Annotated in this window: 19 protein-coding genes; 9 read left to right on the plus strand and 10 right to left on the minus strand. The window is 66.0% G+C overall.

The window, feature by feature from the left end; translation table 11 throughout:
• A complete protein-coding gene (pdxR, locus tag LC062_RS11520) occupies window positions 1–1461 on the minus strand; it encodes a MocR-like pyridoxine biosynthesis transcription factor PdxR (protein ID WP_224911171.1) in 1461 nt (486 codons plus the stop codon).
• Between the two features lie 91 nt (window positions 1462–1552).
• Here pdxR and LC062_RS11525 point away from each other — a divergent pair, with 91 nt between their 5' ends.
• Window positions 1553–2263 carry a pyridoxamine 5'-phosphate oxidase family protein gene (locus tag LC062_RS11525; RefSeq protein ID WP_224911172.1) on the plus strand — a complete coding sequence of 237 codons (711 nt, stop codon included), beginning with the start codon at window positions 1553–1555 and terminating at the stop codon, window positions 2261–2263.
• Between the two features lie 43 nt (window positions 2264–2306).
• On the opposite strand, the gene LC062_RS11530 is transcribed toward LC062_RS11525, so the two are convergent.
• From LC062_RS11530 to fumC, 5 genes are all read right to left on the minus strand, one after another.
• Complete coding sequence (locus tag LC062_RS11530; RefSeq protein ID WP_224911173.1) at window positions 2307–2810, minus strand: lytic transglycosylase domain-containing protein; 504 nt, start codon at window positions 2808–2810, stop codon at window positions 2307–2309.
• A 255-nt stretch (window positions 2811–3065) separates the two neighbouring features.
• On the minus strand, window positions 3066–3830 hold the full coding sequence (locus LC062_RS11535) for an N-acetylmuramoyl-L-alanine amidase (RefSeq protein ID WP_224911174.1): 765 nt from the start codon (window positions 3828–3830) through the stop codon (window positions 3066–3068).
• A gap of 9 nt (window positions 3831–3839) precedes the next feature.
• Window positions 3840–4541 carry a J domain-containing protein gene (locus LC062_RS11540; protein WP_181759306.1) on the minus strand — a complete coding sequence of 234 codons (702 nt, stop codon included), beginning with the start codon at window positions 4539–4541 and terminating at the stop codon, window positions 3840–3842.
• A gap of 13 nt (window positions 4542–4554) precedes the next feature.
• On the minus strand, window positions 4555–5256 hold the full coding sequence (locus LC062_RS11545; RefSeq protein ID WP_224911175.1) for an SDR family oxidoreductase: 702 nt from the start codon (window positions 5254–5256) through the stop codon (window positions 4555–4557).
• 107 nt (window positions 5257–5363) lie between these two features.
• Complete coding sequence (gene fumC / locus LC062_RS11550) at window positions 5364–6776, minus strand: class II fumarate hydratase (RefSeq protein WP_224911176.1); 1413 nt, start codon at window positions 6774–6776, stop codon at window positions 5364–5366.
• A 153-nt stretch (window positions 6777–6929) separates the two neighbouring features.
• Here fumC and LC062_RS11555 point away from each other — a divergent pair, with 153 nt between their 5' ends.
• A complete protein-coding gene (locus LC062_RS11555; RefSeq protein WP_224911177.1) occupies window positions 6930–8987 on the plus strand; it encodes a putative bifunctional diguanylate cyclase/phosphodiesterase in 2058 nt (685 codons plus the stop codon).
• 19 nt (window positions 8988–9006) lie between these two features.
• Here the strand turns inward: LC062_RS11555 and LC062_RS11560 are convergent, their stop codons facing one another.
• Complete coding sequence (locus LC062_RS11560; protein ID WP_224911178.1) at window positions 9007–9549, minus strand: winged helix DNA-binding protein; 543 nt, start codon at window positions 9547–9549, stop codon at window positions 9007–9009.
• A 340-nt stretch (window positions 9550–9889) separates the two neighbouring features.
• On the opposite strand from LC062_RS11560, the gene LC062_RS11565 reads away from it, so the two are divergent.
• From LC062_RS11565 to LC062_RS11595, 7 genes are all read left to right on the plus strand, one after another.
• A complete protein-coding gene (locus LC062_RS11565; RefSeq protein ID WP_224911179.1) occupies window positions 9890–11149 on the plus strand; it encodes an NAD(P)/FAD-dependent oxidoreductase in 1260 nt (419 codons plus the stop codon).
• 73 nt (window positions 11150–11222) lie between these two features.
• Window positions 11223–12218: a TRAP transporter substrate-binding protein gene (locus LC062_RS11570; protein ID WP_224911180.1), complete on the plus strand. Its 996-nt coding sequence runs from the start codon at window positions 11223–11225 to the stop codon at window positions 12216–12218.
• 72 nt (window positions 12219–12290) lie between these two features.
• A complete protein-coding gene (locus LC062_RS11575; protein WP_224911181.1) occupies window positions 12291–12824 on the plus strand; it encodes a TRAP transporter small permease in 534 nt (177 codons plus the stop codon).
• Window positions 12825–12830: 6 nt separating this feature from the next.
• Entirely contained in the window at window positions 12831–14144 is a 1314-nt protein-coding gene (locus LC062_RS11580) for a TRAP transporter large permease (RefSeq protein ID WP_224911182.1), read from the plus strand.
• Window positions 14145–14340: 196 nt separating this feature from the next.
• A complete protein-coding gene (locus tag LC062_RS11585) occupies window positions 14341–17943 on the plus strand; it encodes a hydantoinase B/oxoprolinase family protein (protein WP_224911183.1) in 3603 nt (1200 codons plus the stop codon).
• Window positions 17944–18189: 246 nt separating this feature from the next.
• Window positions 18190–18672 carry a nucleotidyltransferase domain-containing protein gene (locus LC062_RS11590; RefSeq protein ID WP_224911184.1) on the plus strand — a complete coding sequence of 161 codons (483 nt, stop codon included), beginning with the start codon at window positions 18190–18192 and terminating at the stop codon, window positions 18670–18672.
• Window positions 18673–18828: 156 nt separating this feature from the next.
• Window positions 18829–19842, plus strand: coding sequence for a TIM44-like domain-containing protein (locus tag LC062_RS11595; protein ID WP_224911185.1), 1014 nt, complete (start codon window positions 18829–18831; stop codon window positions 19840–19842).
• 58 nt (window positions 19843–19900) lie between these two features.
• On the opposite strand, the gene LC062_RS11600 is transcribed toward LC062_RS11595, so the two are convergent.
• From LC062_RS11600 to LC062_RS11610, 3 genes are all read right to left on the minus strand, one after another.
• The gene (locus LC062_RS11600) at window positions 19901–20215 is read right to left on the minus strand and encodes an MAPEG family protein (RefSeq protein WP_224911186.1); all 315 of its coding nucleotides are present in this window, start codon (window positions 20213–20215) and stop codon (window positions 19901–19903) included.
• Window positions 20216–20356: 141 nt separating this feature from the next.
• Window positions 20357–21253 carry an alpha/beta hydrolase gene (locus tag LC062_RS11605; protein WP_224911237.1) on the minus strand — a complete coding sequence of 299 codons (897 nt, stop codon included), beginning with the start codon at window positions 21251–21253 and terminating at the stop codon, window positions 20357–20359.
• Window positions 21254–21347: 94 nt separating this feature from the next.
• Window positions 21348–22112, minus strand: coding sequence for a HugZ family pyridoxamine 5'-phosphate oxidase (locus tag LC062_RS11610; protein ID WP_224911187.1), 765 nt, complete (start codon window positions 22110–22112; stop codon window positions 21348–21350).
• Between the last annotated feature and the right edge of the window lie 102 nt (window positions 22113–22214).

A 22214-nucleotide genomic window follows, 5' to 3' on the forward strand; every position in this document is an offset into this window, starting at 1 on the left:
TCAAGCCTTGTCCACGACCCCGGCCCGGCGCAGCGCCGCGGCGATGGCAGCCGCGCCGCCGCGAACATCCTCCAGCGTCGCCGCGGCAAACCCCACCACCAGACCGGAGAGCGGCGCTTCCAGGGTGTAACGCGACAGGGGCGAGACGGCGTAGCCCTGCCCGTTGAGATCGGCGGCAATCGCCGCGTCATCCACCTCCGGCGCAAAACGCAAGGAGAGCTGAATACCGCCCGCCGGCAGCGAAACCGAGATGGCATTGCCAAGCTCGGCCCGCAGCGCCCCCACCAGCGCATCGCCCCGCTGCTGATACACCGCGCGGATGCGCTTCAGGTGCGCCCGGTAGTGCCCGCGCTCGATGAAATCGGCCAGGGCCGCCTGGGTCGCCACATTGGCGAAGGCGCCGGTGTTGTGCTGGACCGAACGCAGGGGCGCGACAAGCTGCGGCGGCACCACGACATAGGCCACTCGCAAGCTTGGCATCATGCTCTTGGCGAAGGTGCCGAGATAAACGGTCTGCGAGGCCGAACTCAGCCCCTGCAACGCCGCGATCGGCCGGCCGGTGAACAGGAATTCGCTGTCGTAGTCATCCTCCAGCACCACCGCCCCGGCGCTGCGCGCCACCTCAAGAAGCCGCAGCCGGCGCGGCAACGACATGCGCAGCCCGAGCGGGTACTGATGCGACGGCGTGACATAGATCAGGCGCGGACGCGGCGCCGCTGCCATGGCGCCCGGATCCGCCCCCTGTTCGTCAACCGGCATCGCCCGGATCGCCAACCCGGCCGCTGTGAAGGCCGCGCGCGCGCCGAGGTATCCCGGATCCTCCAGCCAGGCGACCTCTCCCGGATCGGCCAGGGCATTTGCCAAGAGATAGAGGCTCGCCTGGGTGGATGGGGTGACCAGGATCTGCTCCGCCCGCACGCGCAAGCCCCGCTCCCGCGACAGATAGGCGGCCAAGGTCCGACGCAGCGGCGCATATCCGGCGAGCTCTTCATAGTACAGCGCGCCGCCGCGCAAGGTTCGCGCCGCCCGGCGCAGGGTCCGCGCCCAGCCGTCGACCGGGTAGCAGTCGAGCGCCGGAACGCCGGGCTGCAACCGCCCCTCCACCCGGCGCCCCTCGGACGCCCGGCGGGTCGCGGCGATCTCCAGCCCGCGCCGGGAGAGCCCAGGCCCCTCCTGCTCCGCCGGCACACTCAATCCGACCCGTTCCGGTGCGTCGAGGGCGGCAACCCGTGGCGCCGCCCCCGAGCGGACGGTGACCACCCCCTCCGCCGCCAGAAGCTCATAAGCGGCATTGACCGTGTTGCGCGAAACGTCGAGCGAGGCCGCCAGGGCGCGGCTGGAGGGCAACCGGTCTCCGGAAGCCACCCGCCCGGCGGAAATCGCCGCCCGCAAGCCGCGATAGATCTGCTCCGGCAACGGCAAGGTGCCATCGCGCTCCAGCTCCAGAAGACCACCCAACATGAACCGGACCCTGTTTATTTACAATAAGTGGACCTAACACAGAACCAGTTCATTGGCATAGTTCCCCGAAACCAGAAAGGGGACACGCATCATGTCAGACAAGAAAAAGGGCGCCACGGCCCGCGACGCCGCCGCACCGGCCTTCGCCAAGGTCCGCGTCGGCAAGCGCGCCGTCGGCGAACGGGAGGCGGCCCATGCGGTGCTCGACGCCGGCAGGGTCGGTCATGTGGGGTTCGTTGCCGAGGGACGGCCGATGGTCATCCCGATGATCTACGCCCGCATCGGCGAGCGGCTCTACCTGCATGGCGCCAAGGCCACGCGAATCATCAAGGGCATGGACGACAGCGCCCCGATCTGCCTGAGCGTGACCCTGCTCGACGGGCTGGTGATCGCCCGCTCCGCGTTCCACCATTCCATGAACTATCGTTCGGTCGTGGCCCATGGCCAGGCGCGGCATGTCACCGATGCACGGGAAAAGGAAGATGCACTCATCGCCCTGACGGATCACATGCTGCCGGGGCGATGGGGCGAAGTGCGGCCCATGAGCGAAAAGGAACGCCGGTCCACCGGCGTGCTTGCGCTCGATATCGAGCATCTCACCATGAAGATGCGCGATGGACCGCCAATCGATGACGAGGAGGACTATGCCCTGCCGGTCTGGGCCGGGGTTGTCCACCTCGCGGAGACAGTGACCGCCGTCGATGACGACCCGCGCCTTGGCGCAGGTATCGAACGGCCGGCCTCGCTTGAGGGCCTGCAGGAAACGCCGGGCGCGGAGACCGCGCCGAACCGGTCGACCTGACAGCCGCCGCCGGGCTCACCGGCGGCATCGCCCCCGCTCTTGTTCAGGATTTGCCCTTGAGGATCCGGTGGACCTTGCTGCAGTAGCGCTTGCTGATCGGGTTCATCCGCTTGGCGTAATGCCCCGCGTTGTAGCGCAGCACCGTGCCGCAGATATCGCCGCCCGCCCGCTTGTGGGCGCCGGCCAGATACTTCATGCCGTATTTGATGTTGGTCTGCGGATCGTACAGCTTCGAGGTCTTGCCGCGGAAGCCTTCACCGCGCGCCGTCGCCGGCTTGATCTGCATCAGCCCGATTTCGCCGGCACGGCCGCGCGCCTTCGGATTGTAGTTGCTCTCGACCTTGACGATCGCATGAGCAAGTTTCACCGGAATTCCGTGGCTGCGCGCCTCCTTGCGGATCAGCGCGTCGTAGGCCTTCGCCCCGCCGCCGCCCGAGAGGATCGCCGGATCCACGGTCGTGGTTGCGACATTCACGGTTTGGCAGGCGCCAAGCCCGAGCGCAAGAAGGAGTGCTGCGGCACGCGGCGCGTGTCGTGTCATCGTCATATAGCCTGACCTTTTTCGTCCGTCTGTGGATAGGCGGCGGGGTATGACGGGGGGATGGGTCGAAAATCCGACCCTGCAAATCACGAAATATTACGAAAAACTCAGGAAAAAACGGCGAAAATCGGCCATTGTCTCCGCATATGGCGACAATGGGGCTGGATGCGCGCGATCCTGTGGCCAAAGCCTGATGCCGTCACGGCACAACGCCGCGCCATCGAGCCGGCAGATGAGGCCGGGACCCGCCCGACCACACGCCTAGGTCAGCGACGGCAGCTTCGTCAGCAACCGGTGCAATGTCTCGATGGTGGACATATCCGCGACGCCATCGACCCTCTCGGGCCGGAAATGGCGCTGGAACGCGGCAACCGCCGCTTGCGTGCGCGCCTCGAACCGACCGTCGACGGACACGTCATAGCCGAACAGGGCAAGCATGGATTGCAGCGCCTCGACCGGCTGGCCGGCATCGCCGGCCTGAAAGAACCGCCCGCCGGAGATAGGCGACGGCTCGTCCCAAAGCCCGATCCCTTCGGCGGCAAGCCGGCCCCAGGGAAACAGCTCGCCCGGATCCTCCTTGCGCGAAGGCGCCACGTCCGAATGGGCCAGCACCCGCTCCGCCGGGATCGCGTGCCGGGCGAGGATATCCCGGCACAGTCCGATGAGCGCTTCGATCTGCGCTTCCGGAAACGGCCGGTAGCCGAATTCATGACCGGGATTGACGATCTCGATGCCGATCGAGCAACCGTTGACATCCCGTTCGCCCTTCCAGCACGACGCCCCCGCATGCCAGGCCCGGCGCGCCTCCGGCACCAGTTGCCAGATCGTCCCGTCCTCCTCCACCAGATAGTGGCTGGAGACCTCGGCACGCGGATCGCACAGCCGCTGCAACGCCTCTTCCGCGCTCTTCATGCCGGTATAGTGCAAGAGCAGCATGTCGATGGCCGATCCGGCCGGACGTTCATTGTGGTTCGGCGACGGCCGCATCCGCACGCCGTTCACTCCAGTGTCGCTCTTCAGTCCCATGGACAGTCCTTACAGGCGGCGCTCCGCCGCGATCTGGGCATAGGCGGCATTGAGCGCCGCCAGCCGGTCATTGGCAATCTTCACGAACTCCTCCGGCACACCGCGCGCGATCAGCCGATCCGGATGGGTTTCCCCCACCAGACGGCGATAGTGGCGGCGCAGCTCCTCCGTCGGAACGGTCTCATCAAGGCCGAGCACCCGGTAGGGGTCGCCGCCGCCGCGGGTGTGCCGGGCGAGAAGCTGGTTGAAGGCGCGGGCATCGAGCCCGAAGATCTCCCCCACCCGGCGCAGGTAGGCCAATTCGTGTTCGTGCACCACCCCGTCGGCCTTGGCGATGTGGAACAGCACATCGAGAATGTCGACGCGGGTTTCCGGGTCGTCGGGAAACAGCGCCGCGAGCCGCTGGGCATAGGTCTCGAACCCGGCCACATCCTGCTTGGCGAGGTTGAACAGCCGCGCCACATTGCGCTCCTCGCCGGCGGGAATGTCGAACACATCGAGAAAGGCGATCTCCTCATCCCCCGTCACGACACCATCCGCCTTGGCCATCTTCGCCGACAGCGCGATCATCGCTACCGTGAAGGCGACCGAGCGGTCGCCGGTGCGCCCATCCCCCGCATTGACGATGAACTGCACCAGCCGGTCGACCACCTGCACGCCGCCCGCGCCGATCGCCGATACCACGGCGCTGATCCTGTCCCAGATGGTCATGCCCGTTTCCGACCTACACCGACCGGGTGACGCCGCCGTCGACCCTGAGGTTCTGCCCGGTGATATACCCGGCGCCCTCCGACAGCAGGAACGCGGTCGTGGCCGCAATCTCGCCCACCGTGCCATAGCGTCCCATCGGGATGCGGGCGCGCCGGTCTTCCTTCTCCGGCAGGCTGTCGATGAAGCCTGGCAGCACGTTGTTCATGCGGACGCCAGCCTCGGCATAGCGGTCGCAATAGAGCTTGGTAAAGGCGGCAAGCCCTGCCCGGAACACCCCTGATGTGGGGAAGCTCTCCTCCGGTTCGAATGCGGCGAAGGTGGAGATGTTGACGATTGCCCCGCCGCCGCCTTCCTCGAACACCGGCGTCACCAGCCGGCACATGCGCACCACGTTGAGCAGGTAATAGTCCATGCCAAGGTGCCAGTCTTCGTCGGAGATCGACAGAAGATCGCCCTTCGGCCCATGCCCGGCGCTGTTCACCACCGCATCGATCCGGCCGAAATGCGCCTTGGCGCCGTCGACGAAGGCTGCAAGATCCGCAGGGTCAAGGTTCGAACCGGTATGACCGTAGCCGCCAAGCGCGGTGGCGAGCTCCGCACCGCGCCCGGATGAGGAAAGGATCGCGACCCGCGCACCCTCATTCGCCAGATGCCGGGCAATCTCCGCCCCCATGCCGCTGCCGGCTGCCGTCAGCAACACCACCTTTCCGTCCATGGTCCTCTCCCGATTCGCGCGCCGCACTCACCGCCTTCCTAGCAGATTTTCCCACCGGCAATCACGCCGCCGCACCGGCATTTTGCCACAGCTGGGCCTGCGGTTGATCAGCCCCGCCCCTTGCGCTGGCCGGTCATCGCCGCCGGATCGACGATCCGGTCGAACTCCTCGGCGGTGACATAACCCAGCTCCAGTGCCGCCTCGCGCAAGGTGCCGCCGCCATGGTGCGCGCGATGGGCGATTTCCGCCGCCTTGTCGTAGCCGATCACCGGGGCGAGCGGCGTGACCAGCATCAAGGACCGCTCCACCGTCTCGGCAAGGCGCGCCTCATCCGCCTCCATGCCGCGGATGGCGAACGCGGTGAAATTGGTCATCCCGTCGGCCATCATCCGGCAGGCTTCGATCAGGTTGTAGGCCATCATCGGCTTGTAGACGTTCATCTCCAGCGCACCGCCAGCGCCGGCGAAGCCGGTCGCCACATCCATCCCCATCACCTGGGTCGCCAGCATGGTCAGCGCCTCGCATTGGGTCGGGTTGACCTTGCCCGGCATGATCGAGGAGCCCGGCTCGTTTTCCGGCAGGCGCAATTCGCCGAAGCCGGCGCGCGGGCCGCAGGCCAGAAGGCGAATGTCGCTGGCGATCTTGTAGAGCGACACCGCCAGCGTCCGCAGCACGCCGGAGGCCATCACTGCCGCGTCATGGGCGCCCATCACCGTGAAGAAGTTCGGCGCCGGCTCGAACGCCAGCCCCGTCCGCCGGGCCAGCGCGGCGGTGGCGGCCACGGCAAAGCCCTTCGGCGCGTTGAGGCCGGTGCCGACCGCCGTGCCGCCCAGCGCCAGCCGCATCAAGCCCTGCCGGGCGAAGGCGAGCCGCTCCAGATTGTCGTCCAGCATACCGACATAGCCGGAAAACTCCTGCCCGAGGGTCACCGGCACCGCATCCTGCATATGGGTGCGGCCAATCTTTACCAGATCGCGCCAGGCGACCGCCTTTTCCTCCAGCGCATCGCGCAGGCCGACCAGCGCCGGCCGCAGCCGGGTCTCGATCATCAATGCCGCCGAGACATTCAGCGCGGTCGGGAACACATCGTTGGACGATTGCGAACGGTTGACGTGATCGTTGGGATGCACCGGATCCTTGGACCCGATGGTGCCGCTGGCCAGTTCGATCGCCCGGTTGGCGATCACCTCATTGACATTCATGTTCGCCTGGGTGCCGGAGCCGGTCATCCACACATGCAAGGGGAAATGATCGTCGAGCCGGCCATCGATCACCTCATCCGCCGCCGCCACGACCAGGTCGGCGATCCGCGCCGGCAACACGCCAAGCGCGCGGTTGGCGACCGCCGCCGCCCGCTTCACCTGCGCCAGGGCGTGGATGACTTCCAGCGGGATCTTCTCGCTGCCAATGGAAAAGTGATGCAGCGACCGCTGGGTCTGCGCGCCCCAGTAGCGATCGGCGGGAACCGCCACCTCGCCCATCGAGTCGGTTTCGATCCGGGTTTTCCGTCCGTCGCTCATCCTGTCCTCGCTTTCCCGCAACCAAGCCCTGCGAACCCCGACTGGTCGCCGTTTTTCCCCATTCGAAGCCGTTTCACGGTCTGGAAACCTTGCCCTGTCATAGTGCCTTGCAACTCTATAGGAAATACAACCCCTTCGCGGAACAGGCCTATCTTGCGGACCCTCAAGCCGATCTACGGCATAGCAATTGGCATCCTGATCGTCGCCCTTTTCGCAGCGGCAATCCAGGCGACCAATTATTTCTTCTCCCATGCCCTGTACACCCGCGATGCCCGGGAGGCCGCCGCACGCCTGACCGAGGAACTGGGACACCTCGAACGGGTCCTTCAGAACGGGCAGACAAACGCCCCCCGCCCGCTCTCCGAAAATGGCCTGCGCCAGACGCTCGACGCGGACTCCCTTGCTGCTCAGGGCCACAGGCCGCTGTTCACACAAGACATGTCGAACAGCGATCTTGCCAGCTTCATGCGACACATAGAGATGCATGAAACCGTGCGCACCCTTGCGGTGATCTGGTTCGGTCAAGGACCGGTCGACACCGCGCTTGGGTCAGAAACCATCATTCCCGCCGAACCGCAGGTCATGGACGCCATTCCGGCCGACCGGCTTGCATCGCTGTTGCGTGAGCTCCAGGCCTCCGGCAAGCCACAGGTGTTCATCTCAGACAATCTCTTCACCGACCAGGCCGAGCCGACATTGCTGGCTTTGCCGCTGCCGGGCGAGAACGGACCTGTCGGCGCGATGCTGCTGTCCTTCAACCAGGCGACCACCGGAGAATTCCTCGGCGATGTGGTCAAGAAGGGCATCATCATCGTGCTGGCCATGTGCTTCGCTGCCATGCTGCTGGCCGGACTGTTCGTCTGGATCCGCTTTCGCGACCGGCTCGAAGCCAGCCAGACGATCCAGTTCCTTGCACATCACGATGCCCTGACCGGCCTGCCGAACCGCACCGTGTTCAGCACCAAGCTGAACGAGGCCTTGCGGATCTCCCAGTCCAAGGCGACCGACATCGCCGTCATGCTGGTCGATGTCGACAAGTTCAAGGAGGTCAACGACACCCATGGCCATGCGGTGGGTGACCTGTTCCTGCAGGTCATCGCCGACCGGCTCACCGCGACCTTCGGAAACCATCTGGTCGCCCGCCTGTCGGGCGACGAATTCGCCGTGCTGCTGGCGAACGGCGGCGACCGCGAGGAGGTGACCCGCTATGCCGCCGCGATGATCGCCGCGACCCGGACGCCGACACAGATCGACGGCCGCGAACTGCCGATCTCGCTGTCGATCGGTGTTGCCCAAGCCAGGGACGCCGCCTGGCGGGCGTCACGGGTTTTGCATTGCGCGGATCTGGCGCTCTACCGGGCGAAGCACAGCGGGCGCGGCACCTTCATCTGGTATACCGCCGACATGGACGCCGATGCGAAGCGGCGCAAGGCGCTGGAGATGGACCTGCGCAAGGCGTTGAAGCAGGATCAGTTCCGGCTGTTGTACCAGCCGCAATTCTCCCTGCGGGACCGCAGCCTGACCGGATACGAGACGCTGCTGCGCTGGGAGCATCCGGAAAAGGGCACGATCTCGCCGACGGTGTTCATTCCCATCGCCGAGGATGCCGGCCTGATCGAGGAAATCGGTTCCTGGGTGCTGCTGCGCGCCTGTCAGGAGGCCGCCGCCTGGCACGAGGATCACCTGACCATCTCGGTCAATGTCTCGCCGGCCCAGTTCCGGCCCGGCAAGACCGAACAGCGGGTCAGCGAGGCGCTTGAGGCCAGCGGCCTGCCCCCCCAGCGCCTGGAAATCGAGATCACCGAAAGCCTGCTGATTTCCGACACCGACGCGGTGGTCTCCACCCTGGGCACGATCCGCGAGATGGGGGTTTCGGTCGCCATGGACGATTTCGGCACCGGCTATTCCAGCCTCAGCTATCTTTCGCGCTTTCCCTTCGACACCATCAAGATCGACCGCTCCTTCGTCGCCACCCTCGGCAAGAACCCGACGACCGATGCGATTGTCGCCTCGATTGTCGGCCTTGGACGCTCGCTCGACGTGACGATCACCGCCGAGGGGGTCGAGAGTGAGGACCAGGTCGCCCTTCTGCGCGCCGCCGGTTGCGACAAGGTGCAAGGCTTCCTGTTCGGGCGGCCGATGACCCTTCCCGCCGACGGGTCTCCCGCCTTCGCCGATCCGGCCCCCTCCCGGCGGACAGGCCAGAGCTAGGCCGCGCGCCGGCGCCCTGCTACATCGCCGCCGCCGCCCGCGCAGCCTGATCGTAGTGACCGGACACCGAGCGCAGGGTGGCCGCCAGGCGCGACAGCTCCTGTTCGTCCATGCCCAGCGCCTTCACCGGACCGACCAGCAGCGCCTCGCGCAAACGGCGGTACTCAAGACAGATCGCCTCGCCCGCCGCGGTGATCTCCACCATCTTCTCCTTGCCCCGTTTGCCGGTAACGATCAGCCCGGATTTCTCCAGCTTCTTCAGGGCATAGGTGACCACATGCGTGTCCTCGATGTTGAGGACCAGGCAGATATCGGCCAGCGATTTCGGCCGGTCGCGATGGTTCACCGTGTGCAGCACCAGGGTATCCAGCGGGCTCATGCCCGCACTGCCCGCCGCCGCCATGCAGCGCACCATCCAGCGGTGATAGGCGTTGACCATCATCGTCACCGCGAATTCGACCTCCGACAACGCCGGCATGGCGCCGGATGCCAGATGCGCGGCGGACACCACCGGTCCGATGCCGCCACGGGTTTCCCCGGCGGGGCCGGATGTATCGCTCATATGCAACTCGTCCTGAACGTGAACCATGTGATCCAAGCTACGCCGGGAGCGCCGGCAAGAGCAACATGCGCAGGTGCAGCAGGCGCCTTTCTGGAACGCACCAGGTGCTGACAAGCGACAAAGCCCCCTCCAGGCGTAAGCCCAGCCAAGCGTCAGCGTAACCCGGGATCGACGAACCGAAAAAGCACGTCCCTCCCGTGAACCGACAACGGACACCTACCAAAAGTAGTTTCTTCAAACCAAAATCAACCCACGCGACATGCCGATATTTTATCGATAAATCATTGACTTACAGAAGCCACCAACGGAAACTGCCGGCCTATCGCCTTGGGAGGGGTGCGTGCAGGGAGAACGGAACGACAATACGATCGCGGTGATCGGGGCTGGCATCGTCGGCGTGTCGGCGGCCGTCTGGCTGGCCCGCGACGGTCACGATGTGATTCTGGTCGACCGCCTGCCGCCCGGCGAAGCCACCTCCCATGGAAATGGTGGTGTGCTTGCCTCCTGCGCCGTTGTCCCGGTGACCGTTCCCGGGCTGATGCGCAAGGCCCCCGGCATGCTCGCCAACCCGTCGAGCCCGCTGTTCCTGCGCTGGTCCTACCTGCCGAAGCTCCTGCCCTGGCTGGCCCGTTATCTTGCGCATTGCCGCCCTGAGGAAACCCGGCGGATCGCCGCCGCGCTCACGCCGATCATCGGTGACAGTCTGGAGCAGCACCAGGCGCTTGCCGGCGGCACCCCGGCAGAGAAATGGCTGCGCCCTTCCGACTATCTTTATGTCTACAAGGACCGCGCGGCCTTCCGCGCCGATGCCTTCGCCTGGGATCTCCGCCGCACCTCGGGGTTCGGGTGGGAAGAGCTGGAGGCCGAGACGCTCAACCGGTACGATCCGCTGCTTGGCCCCCGGAACAGCTTCGCCGTCCGCCTTCCCGATCACGGCCACATCCGCGACCCCGGCCGCTATGTGAAGGATCTGGCCGCCCATTTCGAAACCCTGGGCGGCAAGATCCACCGCGCCGACGTTCGCGATTTCCGCTTCGAGGATGGCCGGCTTTCGGCGCTGGAGACGGACCGGGGACCGCTGCCCTGTGCAAGGGCGGTGCTGGCCGGCGGGGTCTGGTCCAGGGACCTCGCCCGCCGTCTCGGCGTCAATGTGCCGCTGGAAAGCGAGCGGGGCTATCATCTGGAGCTGGAGGAGCCGAGCGCCTACCCCATCGCCCCTTGCATGATCGCTTCGGGAAAATTCGTGATCACGCCGATGGACGGGCGCATTCGCCTTGCCGGCATCGTCGAATTTGGTGGGCTGACGGCCCCGCCCAGCGAAGCGCCCTTCCGCGTTCTGGAAACGGAGCTGCGCAAGGCCATGCCGGGACTGACCTGGCGCGCGACAACGAAATGGATGGGCCACCGCCCCGCGCCGGCCGATTCCATCCCCCTGATCGGACCGTCTCCGCGCCACCCGGATGTGCTGATGGCCTTCGGTCACCATCACGTCGGCCTGACCGGGGGCCCGCGCACCGGGCGCCTGATCGCCGATCTCGTCTCCGGACGAAATCCCAATATCGACATGCACCCCTATGCGCCCGGCCGTTATGCCCGTTAAAACTGCAAGGAACGGACCGGACACGGAACCTCACCAACCACGAAACGCGAACCACCAACTGGAGGAGAACACCATGACATCGCGCTTTCTGAAAACCACCACCGGCCTTGCCTCGCTGGCCGCCTTCACCCTGAGCCTCGCCGCTCCGGCGCTGGCGGGCGAGAAATGGGATATGCCGATGGCCTATTCCCCCAGCAACTTCCATTCCGCGACCGGGGCGGAATTCGCCAAATGCGTCACCACCGGTACCGGCGGCGATATCGAAATCGTCACCCATCCCTCCGGCTCCCTGTTCAAGGGCGCGGACATCAAGCGCGCGGTGCAGACCGGTCAGGCGCCGATCGGCGAGCGTCTTCTCTCCGCTCACCAGAACGAGAATCCGATCTTCGGCATCGATTCGATTCCCTTCCTCGCCACCTCCTTCGACGATGCGGCCAAGCTGTGGAAGGCGGCCAAGCCGACCATGGAGAAGGTCCTCGATGAGCAGAATCTGGTCATGCTCTATTCCGTGCCGTGGCCGCCGCAGGGGCTGTACTTCAAGAAGGAAATCAACTCCGTCGAAGACATGAAGGGCGCCAAGTTCCGCTCCTACAACAACGCAACGGCCCGCATCGCCGAGTTGACCGGCATGCTGCCGGTGACCATCGAGGCGGCGGAAATCTCCCAGGCCTTCGCCACCGGCGTTGCCGAATCCATGATCACCTCCGGCTCCACCGGCTATGATCGCAAGGTCTGGGAAAGCCTGACCCATTTCTACGAGGTCGACGCCTGGCTGCCGCGCAACACGGTGATGGTCAACAAGGATGTCTGGCAGGGGCTCAGCGACGCCAACCGCAATGTCATTCGCGGCTGCGCCGAGCTGGCCGAATACGCCGGCACCTGGCGCGCGGTGGAATACACCCAGTTTACCGTCAACGGCCTGCGTGAGAACGGCATGACCGTCCAGCGCCCAAGCGAGAAGCTGACGGGCGAGCTGCAGATCATCGGCGAGACCATGACCACCGAATGGCTGGAGGCCGCCGGCGAGGATGGCAAGGCCATCGTCGACGCCTACAAGGGCATGCAGTAACAAAAAACACCGGTGCGGGAGGCCTCCAGGCCTTCCGCACCCCTTTTCCCGAACCGGCGCGGAGGATCGGCGATGACGGCACCACGGCTTTTGCGGTCGGGGCTCGACAAACTGTATTTTGCAAGCGGCGTTGTCGCCGCCATCTTTCTGGTGGCCATCCTGGCGCTGATCGTGGTGCAGATGCTGGCCCGCTGGACTGGCGAAGTGTTCCCCGGCGCGCCCGATTACGCCGGCTATTGCATGGCGGCGGCCTCGTTCTTCGCCTTCGCCCATGCGCTCAACCACGGCTCGCATATCCGCGTCAGCCTGGTGCTCAACATGCTTGAGGGCCTGCCGCGCCGGCTGCTGGAGACCTGGTGTTTCGGCATCGGCACGGCGCTCGCCTGGTATTTCGCCTGGTACGCGGGCCGCGCCGCCTACTGGTCGTGGAAGTTCAAGGACATCAGCCAGGGGCAGGACGCCACCCCCTTGTGGATCCCGCAGATGGCCATGGTGATCGGCGCCGGCATCTTCGCCATCGCCCTCACCGACCATCTGCTGCATGTGCTGATCAGCGGCAACCACCGCATCAAACCCGACCTCGTCGAACAGAGCCACGGAGACTGACCCCGCATGGAGGAATTCCAGCTCATCGCGATCTTCCTGTTCATTCTCTTCCTGCTGCTCGGCACCGGTGTCTGGGTCGGCCTCGCCCTGCTTGGCGTCGCCTTCGTCGGCATGGAGCTCTTCACCTCGCGCCCGGCCGGCGACACCATGATCACGACGATCTGGTCTGCCTCCTCCTCCTGGACGCTCACCGCCCTGCCGATGTTCATCTGGATGGGCGAGATCCTGTTCCGCACCCGCCTGTCGGAAGACATGTTCAAGGGGCTGTCCCCCTTCATGGCCCGGCTGCCCGGCGGGCTTCTTCATACCAACATCGTCGGCTGCACCGTGTTCGCCGCCGTCTCCGGCTCCTCGGCGGCGACGCTGACCACCGTCGGCAAGATGTCGGTGCCCGAGCTGCGCAAGCGCAACTACCCCGAACACATGGTGATCGGCACCCTGGCCGGCGCGGCGACCCTGGGGCTGATGATCCCGCCCTCGCTCACCCTGATCGTCTACGGGGTGACCATCAACGAATCCATCTCCAAGCTGTTCATGGCCGGCATCCTGCCCGGTCTGGTGCTGGCGTTGATGTTCATGGGCTATGCGGCAATCCATGCCCGCCTGTCGGACAGCTACAATCCGACCCCCGAGCCGCCCATGACCTTCGGCGAAAAGCTCTGGAACGCCCGCTTCCTGATCCCCGTTCTCCTGCTGATCACCGCCGTGATCGGCTCCATGTACACCGGCATCGCCACGGCGACCGAAGCCTCGGCCATCGGCGTGATCGGTTCGCTGGTGCTCGCCGCCGCCCAGGGCTCGCTGAGCTGGCGCACCTTCACCGAGAGCCTGATGGGCGCCACCCGCACCTCGGCGATGATCGCGCTGATTCTGGCCGGCGCCGCCTTCCTGTCGCTGTCGATGGGCTTCACCGGCCTGCCGCGCGCGCTCGCCGAATGGATCGCCCATCTTGAGCTCAGCCGGTTCGAACTGCTGATGGCGCTGCTGGTGTTTTACATCGTCATCGGCTGTTTCCTCGATGGCATCTCCTCCGTGGTGCTGACCATGGCGGTGGTCGAGCCGATGGTGCGCGCCGCCGGCATCGACCTGATCTGGTTCGGCATCTTCATCGTCGTCGTCGTCGAGATGGCGCAGATCACCCCGCCGATCGGCTTCAACCTGTTCGTGCTCCAGGGGATGACCCGGCACGAGATGAGCTACATCTCCAAGGCGGCGCTGCCGATGTTCGCGATCATGGTGCTGATGGTGTTCGTGCTGATCGCGGTCCCCGATCTCGCCACCTGGCTGCCGGAAAACATGCGGACCGGTCCCGCCGGATAATCCGCCTTCTTGCCGAAAACCGGCGCAACTTCAGCGCCTTGACCGGGGCGCCCCCTCAGCGGGGAAACGCCCCGGTCGCCAACCTACCAAGTTTGACATTGACATTTTGTCGATAAATTATTGATATCAAGCACCAGCTTCGGCCGGCGGCATTCTCGCGCCGGTCACACGACACAACAATTCCGGGAGACGCATCATGACGACGGGCAAGTGGGATTTCTGGATCGACCGTGGCGGCACCTTCACCGACATCGTCGCCCGCGATCCCGAAGGCGCCATCAAGGCGCACAAGGTGCTCTCCGAAAACCCCGAAGCCTACCGCGATGCCGCCATCCAGGGCATCCGCGACCTGATGGGGCTCAGCCAGGACGAACGCATCCCGGCCGAGCAGATCGCCGCCGTCAAGATGGGCACCACTGTTGCCACCAACGCCCTTCTGGAGCGCAAGGGCGACCGCACCCTGCTGGTCACCACCAAGGGGTTCCGCGACGCGCTGGAGATCGGCTATCAGGCCCGGCCCGAGATCTTCGCCAAGGAGATCATCAAGCCGGAACTCCTTTATGAGCGCGTCGTCGAGGTGGACGAGCGTGTGCGTGCCGATGGCACCATCGAGGCAACGCCGGATCTGGCCGCTGTCGAAAAGGACCTGAAGGCCGCCTATGACAGCGGTATCCGCTCGGTCGCCATCGTCTTCATGCACGCCTATGCCTTCCCGGCCCATGAAAGCCAGGTGGCCGAGGTCGCCCGCCGCGTCGGCTTCCCGCAGGTGTCCGTCAGCCACGAGGTCTCGCCGCTGATGAAGCTGGTCGGGCGCGGCGACACCACCGTGGTCGATGCCTATCTGTCGCCGATCCTGCGCCGCTACGTGGAGCAGGTCGCCGGCGAATTGCAGCTCGAGGGCACCGGCTGCCGGCTGATGTTCATGCAGTCCTCCGGCGGTCTCACCGCCGCCGATCTGTTCCAGGGCAAGGATGCCATCCTCTCCGGTCCGGCCGGCGGCGTCGTCGGCGCGGTCGAAACCTCGAAGATGGCCGGTTTCGACGCCATGATCGGCTTCGACATGGGCGGCACCTCCACCGACGTCTCCCATTTCAACGGCGAATACGAACGCGCCTTCGAGACCGAGGTCGCCGGTGTGCGCATGCGCGCGCCGATGATGATGATCCACACGGTCGCCGCCGGCGGCGGCTCGATCCTGCATTATCGCGACGGCCGCTTCCAGGTCGGTCCGGACAGCGCCGGCGCCAATCCGGGCCCGGCCTGCTACCGGCGCGGCGGCCCGCTCGCCGTCACCGACGCCAATGTCATGGTCGGCAAGCTGCGCCCGGACTTCTTCCCCAAGATCTTCGGTCCCGGCCGCGACGAGCCGCTCGACCGGGACGCGGTCGCGGCCCGGTTCGAGGCGATGGCCGCCGAGATCGGCGATGGCCGCACCGCAGCAGAAGTTGCCGAGGGCTTCCTCAAGATCGCCGTCGAGAACATGGCCAACGCCATCAAGAAGATCTCGGTGCAGCGCGGCTATGACGTCACCGAATACGCCCTGACCTGCTTCGGCGGCGCCGGCGGGCAGCACGCCTGCTCGGTCGCCGACAGCCTCGGCATGACCACCGTGGTCGTGCATCCGCTGTCCGGCATTCTCTCCGCCTATGGCATGGGCCTTGCCGACATCCGCTCCACCCGCCAGCAGGCGGTGGTCAAGCGGCTGGAGCCCTCCGCCCTTGCCGATCTTGCGGCGCTCGCCGACCGGCTCACTGCCGAAACCCGCTCCGAGGTGGCCGGCCAGGGTGTGCCGGAGGCCGAGATCCGCGACCTGCCGCGTGCGCTCCTGCGCTACGACGGCACGGACACGCCGATTGCCGTCGCCTATGCCCGCGATGACATCGCCGCCATGACCGACGCCTTCGCCGACGCCCACCGCGCTCAGTTCGGCTTCGTCTATGAGGACAAGCCGATTGTCGTGGAGGCGCTGGAAGTGGAATCCATCGGCGGCGGTTCCGGCATCGCCGAGACCGACCGGCCGCTGTCCACCGAGACGCCCGCCCCCACCGACACCGGGTCGGTCTTTGCCGATGGCGAATGGCACAATGCTGCCTTCTACGCCCGCGCCGGCCTGAAGCCGGGCCACAAGCTGATGGGGCCGGCGCTGATCGTCGAACCGCACCAGACCATCGTCGTGGAGCCGGGCTGGCAGGCGGAGGTTACCGCCAAGGACCATGTGGTGCTGCGCCGGGTGGTTGCCCTCGACCGCGCCGCCGCCATCGGCACCAAGGCCGATCCGGTGATGCTGGAGGTGTTCAACAACCTGTTCATGTCCATCGCCGAGCAGATGGGCGTGACGCTGCAGAACACCGCCTATTCGGTCAACGTCAAGGAGCGGCTCGACTTCTCCTGCGCCGTGTTCGACGCCTCCGGCGCCCTCGTTGCCAATGCCCCGCACATGCCGGTGCATCTGGGCTCCATGGACCGGTCGGTCGAGACCGTGATCAAGCTGAACGCGGGCAAGATCGCGCCGGGCGACGTCTTCGCCCTCAACGCGCCTTACAATGGCGGCACTCACCTTCCCGACATCACCGTGGTCACCCCGGTGTTCGACGATGCGGGCAAGGAGATCCTGTTCTGGTCCGCCTCGCGCGGTCACCATGCCGATGTCGGCGGTTCGGCTCCGGGCTCCATGACCCCGCGCGCCACCAGCGTCGACGAGGAAGGTGTGCTGATCGACAACTTCAAGCTGGTCGACAAGGGGCATTTCCGCGAGCCGGAACTGATCGAGCTCCTGACCGACCACCCCTGGCCGGTGCGCAACGTCACCCAGAATGTCGCCGACCTGAAGGCGCAGATCGCCGCCAACGAGAAGGGCGTCAAGGAACTGCGCAAGATGGTGGCGCATTTCGGCCTCGACGTGGTGCAGGCCTACATGGGCCATGTGCAGGACAACGCCGAGGAAAGCGTGCGCCGGGTGATCGAGGCGCTGACCGATTCCACCTTCGAGTACCCGACCGACCAGGGGTCGGTGATCAAGGTGAAGATCACCGTCGACCGGGAGAACCGCGAAGCGACCGTCGACTTCACCGGCACCAGCGAGGTGAAGCCGAACAACTTCAACGCGCCGGAACCGGTGACCCGCGCGGCGGTGCTCTATTGCTTCCGCGTCATGGTCGATGGCGACATCCCGATGAACGCCGGCTGCCTGCGGCCGATCCACATCATCATCCCCGATGGCTGCATGCTGAAGCCGACCTATCCGGCCGCCGTCGTCGCCGGCAACGTGGAAACCAGCCAGCATGTCACCAACGCCCTGTTCGGCGCGCTGAAGGCCATGGCCAACAGCCAGGGGTCGATGAACAACCTGACCTTCGGCAACGACACCTACCAGTACTATGAGACCCTGTGCTCCGGCTCGCCGGCCGGTCCGGGTTTCAACGGAACCGATGGTGTCCACGTGCACATGACCAACTCGCGCCTGACCGATCCGGAGGTGCTGGAGTTCCGCTATCCGGTGCTCCTGGAGGACTTCCACATCCGCGAGGGCTCGGGCGGCAAGGGCAAATGGTCGGCCGGCAACGGCACCAAGCGCACCATCCGCTTCCTTGAGGAAATGGATTGCGCGATCCTCTCCTCCCACCGCACCCTGCCGCCGAAGGGCATGGAAGGCGGCGAGGACGGCCAGCTCGGCAAGACCCTCGTCCGTCGTCTCGACGGCACGGTCGAGGAACTGGCCGGCTGCGACCAGACCGTTCTGAAGGCGGGCGAGGCGGTCACCGTCATCACCCCGACCGCCGGCGGCTGGGGCAAGGCATAAGGGCAGAAACGCCCTCGCCCCGCCAACAGGCGGATAAACACATGACGCGAAGGCGGCGACGGCGAAAGCCCTCGCCGCCTTCAGCGTCTTTGGCGCCGGAACGCAAACGAGCCCCATTGGTCGATGACGTTGCAGCCAGACGCCCGCTCTCCCTATAGTCATCGCAAGGGCTGGCTTTGAAGACTCCTTCGAGGAGCGAGCTGTCCGCGCTTTCCTGTCACATGCCCCAATTCCGCGAGGTCGGCCATGACATCGAGTCTTTTCCTGCTTATTCAGGTGACCGATGCGCTTGAGCAAGCCGGTCTCAACTGCCACCTCTTTGGCGGATGGGCCGAGGAGGCACGCGAACTCCGGGCGCCCGGGCCACACAGCGACATCGACCTGCTTTTTGAGGCCGCCAACTTCTCTTCTCTGGAACGGGTGCTGGTCCGGGCCCTACCCGAGGCACAGCCCATCGCCGCCAAGCGCTTCCATCATAAACGCGCCTTTACATTCAAGGGATGTCTTGTAGAGCTGCTGCTCGCCACACCTGATGCCGAAAGGCCCTGCCAAACGCTTTTCTGGGGCGACACGCCGTATCGCTGGTCCGCCCCACTGGCCAGGCCGCTCGTTTTCGCGGGTCACGGGTTTTCCGTCGCCACCGCAGAGAACCTTGCCGGCTATCGCGCGGCACGCCTACGCCTCGCTCCAGAGCGATGGCGCGACCCTGCCTCCATCGTCCCAGCGTGATGCACCTCACATTCCATGCAGCCGGCGCCGGCCAGCGCCGCCCCTTTTCTTGCGCAAACAAGGGGAAAGAAGCTTCCTTTGCGCTGGTAATGCGCCGGGCGCCCTCCCATATGACGCACGTTGTTCTCGACTTGAACCTCGTGGAGGAAATCCCTGATGCAAGCTGCCGCCCGCCGGATGCGCAAGACGACAGCCGTTGTTGCCCTTGGAATCGCCGCTCTTTTTGCCGCCGTCGATTTTGCCGAAGCCCGGCGGGCCGGCAGCAGCGGCTTCGGCAGCCGCGGCGCCCGCACCTTCTCCGCGCCCGCCCCGACGAACACCGCCCCCGGCACCGCCTCGCCTGTACAGCGCACGATGACGCCGCAGCCCGCACAGGGTCAGCAGGCAGCACCCGGCGCCGCCGCCCGGCAGCAGCAGGCTGCGCAGCCCTCGCGCGGCCTTTTCGGCGGCATGGGTGGCGCCCTTCTTGGCGGCCTGCTGATGGGCGGTCTGCTCGGCATGCTCTTCGGCGGTGGCCTCGGCGGCTTTGCCGGCTTCATCGGCCTGATCCTGCAGGTGGCCCTGATCGGCTTCCTCGTCGTCCTGGCGATGCGCTTCTTCGGTGCCCGGCGCCAGCAGCCGGCGGCCGTGGCGGCCGGCGGAGCCCGTCCGGATTTCGGCGGCAACGCCGCAGACACGACACGCACGCCGTTCAGCTTCGGCGGCAACGGCGGCGATAGCGCCAGCGCCACCGCCTCGTTTCAGGCTCCGGTCATGGAAACGCCGTTCGAGCCGGAAGGAGCCGACTTCGACCGTTTCGAACAGATGCTTGGCGAGGTGCAGGAAGCCTACGGCCGCGAGGACTACGCCGCGCTGCGCCGTCTGGCGACACCCGAAGCCATGTCCTTCCTCGCCGAGGAGCTGGGCGAACTCGCCTCCGCCGGCAAGCGCAACAGCGTCTCGGACGTGAAGCTCCTGCAGGGCGACCTGTCGGAAGCCTGGAGCGAGGGCAATGACGACTATGCGACGGTCGCCATGCGCTTCTCCGCCCGAGACGCCGTCCTCGACCGCAACTCGGGCCAGGTTCTTTCAGGCAGCCTGGACGAACCCCAGGAAAGCACCGAACTGTGGACCTTCCGCCGCCGGAAGGGCGACGAATGGATGCTCGCGGCCATTCAAGGCACCGAGTAGGCTTCTCGGGCCTTTCACAACGACATCGGAAACCGCCCCGCCCGGGGCGGTTTTTGTGTCAGCCGAAGGCCAGCCACACCAGCGTCAGGGCGCTGAAGCCGATGGAGAAGAATGTCAGGGTCATTCCGCAGCCCCTGAACCGGTTCAGTTCATCGACCTGAGAGAGCCCGTAGGCGTGCAGGAGCCGCCCGCCAAGCAGCATCGTGCCAGCGCATGGACAAGCAGGCCCGGCGCGCCCTGAAGCTCTGCCAGCCCCATCAGCAGTAACGCCAGTGGACCCATCTTCGACACAGTTTCCCTGAACCCGGATGCGCCGCAACAGAACCGGATCGCCGCCATCCCCCAGGGCTGTCAGAGTCTTTGCCGGGCACACGCCACACGAGCGCTCAGGACCAGAAAAAACACTGCGAACAGCGCGGCATAAAGGGAAGTGACTCCGACCATTTTCCTGGCTCCCGGTTGCTTGCGGCTTCCCCCGCCCCTGTCGCCGGAGCGCGGACCGGGGGGGCGATGCCTATCTGCCGGTTGCGGCAAGCATCCAGTTGAGAATGAGCCGCCAGTCGGTCATGCGGATCGGCGTGCCGTGGGTTCCGGTCTCGAACAGCACGAATTTCGCCGGATAGGCGGGCGCCCGCGCCTTGAGCTGCTCGTAGTAGCGAGCCTGGGTCTTCCAATCATAGACCTTGTCCCAGCTGCCATGGCCGAAATAGATCGGCAGCCGGCCACCGCGAAAGGTCGCGCTACGGAGGAAGCTTTCGTCATAGGTCGACCCGAGCAGCAGCATCCCGCCCATCTTGCCCGCCACCTCCGGGCTCTTGGCCAGCCGCCAGCACAGCGCGCCGCCCATGGAACCGCAAGCGACGAACACCGGCGCGCTCGGCGAGGCCGCCGAATAGTGACGGATCAAGGCGGTGACATCGGCGGCGCCCCGGTCCTTGAAGTTCTTGACGTCGAGGGTCAGGTAGAGCCCATTGTTCCTCACCATCAGGTTCTTGATGCGGTTGAAATTTCCGCCGAAACTGACGTCATTCATGCCCTGGAACCGATTGCCGCCCTGCCCGTGAATGTAGATCACGATCGCCTTGGCACCACGCGGCCGGCCCACGCGCATGTAGGTGACCTCGCGGCCATTGGCCTTCAGCGTCAGGTCTTCCTGGGAGCTGCGCGGTCGCATGGAGACATATTCTCCGTGCACCTGCCGCTCCCACACCTTGTCGCGGCGGTGAATGTCCCGGCGCTTGTCATAGTCGACAATGACGAACGGATCCTCGGGCCGCCCGGACAAAAGCCCGGGGTAGTCGAACAGGCTGTCCTTGAACGGCGCCAGCCGGTAGCCGGCCTCCGCCTCCATGGCGGTGGCCGCGACAACAAGAGCGGCAAGCCCGATGGCAAGACGGCGAAGGGACAGCATCACGAACGGGCACTCCTTGGGCGTTCCCTGAATGGGGCATTCCATGAATGGCGGCGCCGGACCGTCGCGAATCGGGCCCAAGCATCGCCGCCGATCATGCGGTGGCGCGGGCCTGTTTCGCAAGCGCCACCAGACGCGGACGCAGCTCCCCCGCCTCAGCCAGCGGCGGTGTGAAGGCCAGACGGGCCACCTTGTCGCCGGCGGCCAGATCCAGCCCCTCCGGGTCCAGCGAGGTCAGCCGCCAGGCGCCTTCCCCGGCACGGGCGAGCACCCGCCCATAGAGCTCCACCGCCTCGCCATGGTCGGCATTCATATGCGCCACCGCCTCTTCCTCCATCGCCTGGAGCCGATCGAGCCCCCGGCGCGGAAGCAAGAGATCGCCCGGCTCCAACAGATACGCCTTGCCGAAGCCGCCGTTCAGGCTCGCCCGGTCGAGAGAGATGCGGAAGAACGCGAAATCCGGGAAGTCCACATAGAGCTGCGCCTTCGGATGGCGGGCGAGAAAGCGCCGGCGCACATGGCCGCACGCGGCGCTGTCCGCCGCGATCCGCTCGGCTCGCCCGACGAGGGTCAGACGTGGATGGGCCAGCGGGTCGCCCTTGCCCGGCTCTCCCACCAGCAGCGAGCAGCGGGCATCCGCCGCCAGGGCCTCGGTGTGCTGCGACAGGCGCGACACAAGCATCACCGGGGTGCCGTCCATCTCGGTGGCAAGCGCCACCCGGGAGGCAAACGGCGCCCCGTCCCGTGGATCGAGCACCGCCAGCGCCCCATGGCGGGCAAGCCGCACCAGCCGCCGCGCCAAGGCGCGCGCCTCATCGTCGGTGGGACGTATCACCGTGGTTTGATTTGCTTCGCTCACCCGCCACCTGTCATATTTACGAGGATCGCCGCACGATCGAGTGCGCTCCGCTCCATCCTTGCCGCCTCTGTCACCCGTTTTGCCCTGCAACACGCACTGGCG

It is taken from the genome of Stappia indica, assembly GCF_020177335.1.
GTDB lineage: Bacteria > Pseudomonadota > Alphaproteobacteria > Rhizobiales > Stappiaceae > Stappia > Stappia indica_B.

Coding starts and splice junctions, on each gene's coding strand:
- LC062_RS11560 (WP_224911178.1), bottom strand. CDS start 9,549: ATGAGCGATACATCCGGCCCCGCCGGGGAAACCCGTGGCGGCATCGGA.
- LC062_RS11545 (WP_224911175.1), bottom strand. CDS start 5,256: ATGGACGGAAAGGTGGTGTTGCTGACGGCAGCCGGCAGCGGCATGGGG.
- fumC (WP_224911176.1), bottom strand. CDS start 6,776: ATGAGCGACGGACGGAAAACCCGGATCGAAACCGACTCGATGGGCGAG.
- LC062_RS11580 (WP_224911182.1), top strand. CDS start 12,831: ATGGAGGAATTCCAGCTCATCGCGATCTTCCTGTTCATTCTCTTCCTG.
- LC062_RS11595 (WP_224911185.1), top strand. CDS start 18,829: ATGCAAGCTGCCGCCCGCCGGATGCGCAAGACGACAGCCGTTGTTGCC.
- LC062_RS11525 (WP_224911172.1), top strand. CDS start 1,553: ATGTCAGACAAGAAAAAGGGCGCCACGGCCCGCGACGCCGCCGCACCG.
- LC062_RS11585 (WP_224911183.1), top strand. CDS start 14,341: ATGACGACGGGCAAGTGGGATTTCTGGATCGACCGTGGCGGCACCTTC.
- LC062_RS11540 (WP_181759306.1), bottom strand. CDS start 4,541: ATGACCATCTGGGACAGGATCAGCGCCGTGGTATCGGCGATCGGCGCG.
- LC062_RS11570 (WP_224911180.1), top strand. CDS start 11,223: ATGACATCGCGCTTTCTGAAAACCACCACCGGCCTTGCCTCGCTGGCC.
- LC062_RS11605 (WP_224911237.1), bottom strand. CDS start 21,253: ATGCTGTCCCTTCGCCGTCTTGCCATCGGGCTTGCCGCTCTTGTTGTC.
- LC062_RS11535 (WP_224911174.1), bottom strand. CDS start 3,830: ATGGGACTGAAGAGCGACACTGGAGTGAACGGCGTGCGGATGCGGCCG.
- LC062_RS11575 (WP_224911181.1), top strand. CDS start 12,291: ATGACGGCACCACGGCTTTTGCGGTCGGGGCTCGACAAACTGTATTTT.
- LC062_RS11530 (WP_224911173.1), bottom strand. CDS start 2,810: ATGACGATGACACGACACGCGCCGCGTGCCGCAGCACTCCTTCTTGCG.
- LC062_RS11590 (WP_224911184.1), top strand. CDS start 18,190: ATGACATCGAGTCTTTTCCTGCTTATTCAGGTGACCGATGCGCTTGAG.
- pdxR (WP_224911171.1), bottom strand. CDS start 1,461: ATGTTGGGTGGTCTTCTGGAGCTGGAGCGCGATGGCACCTTGCCGTTG.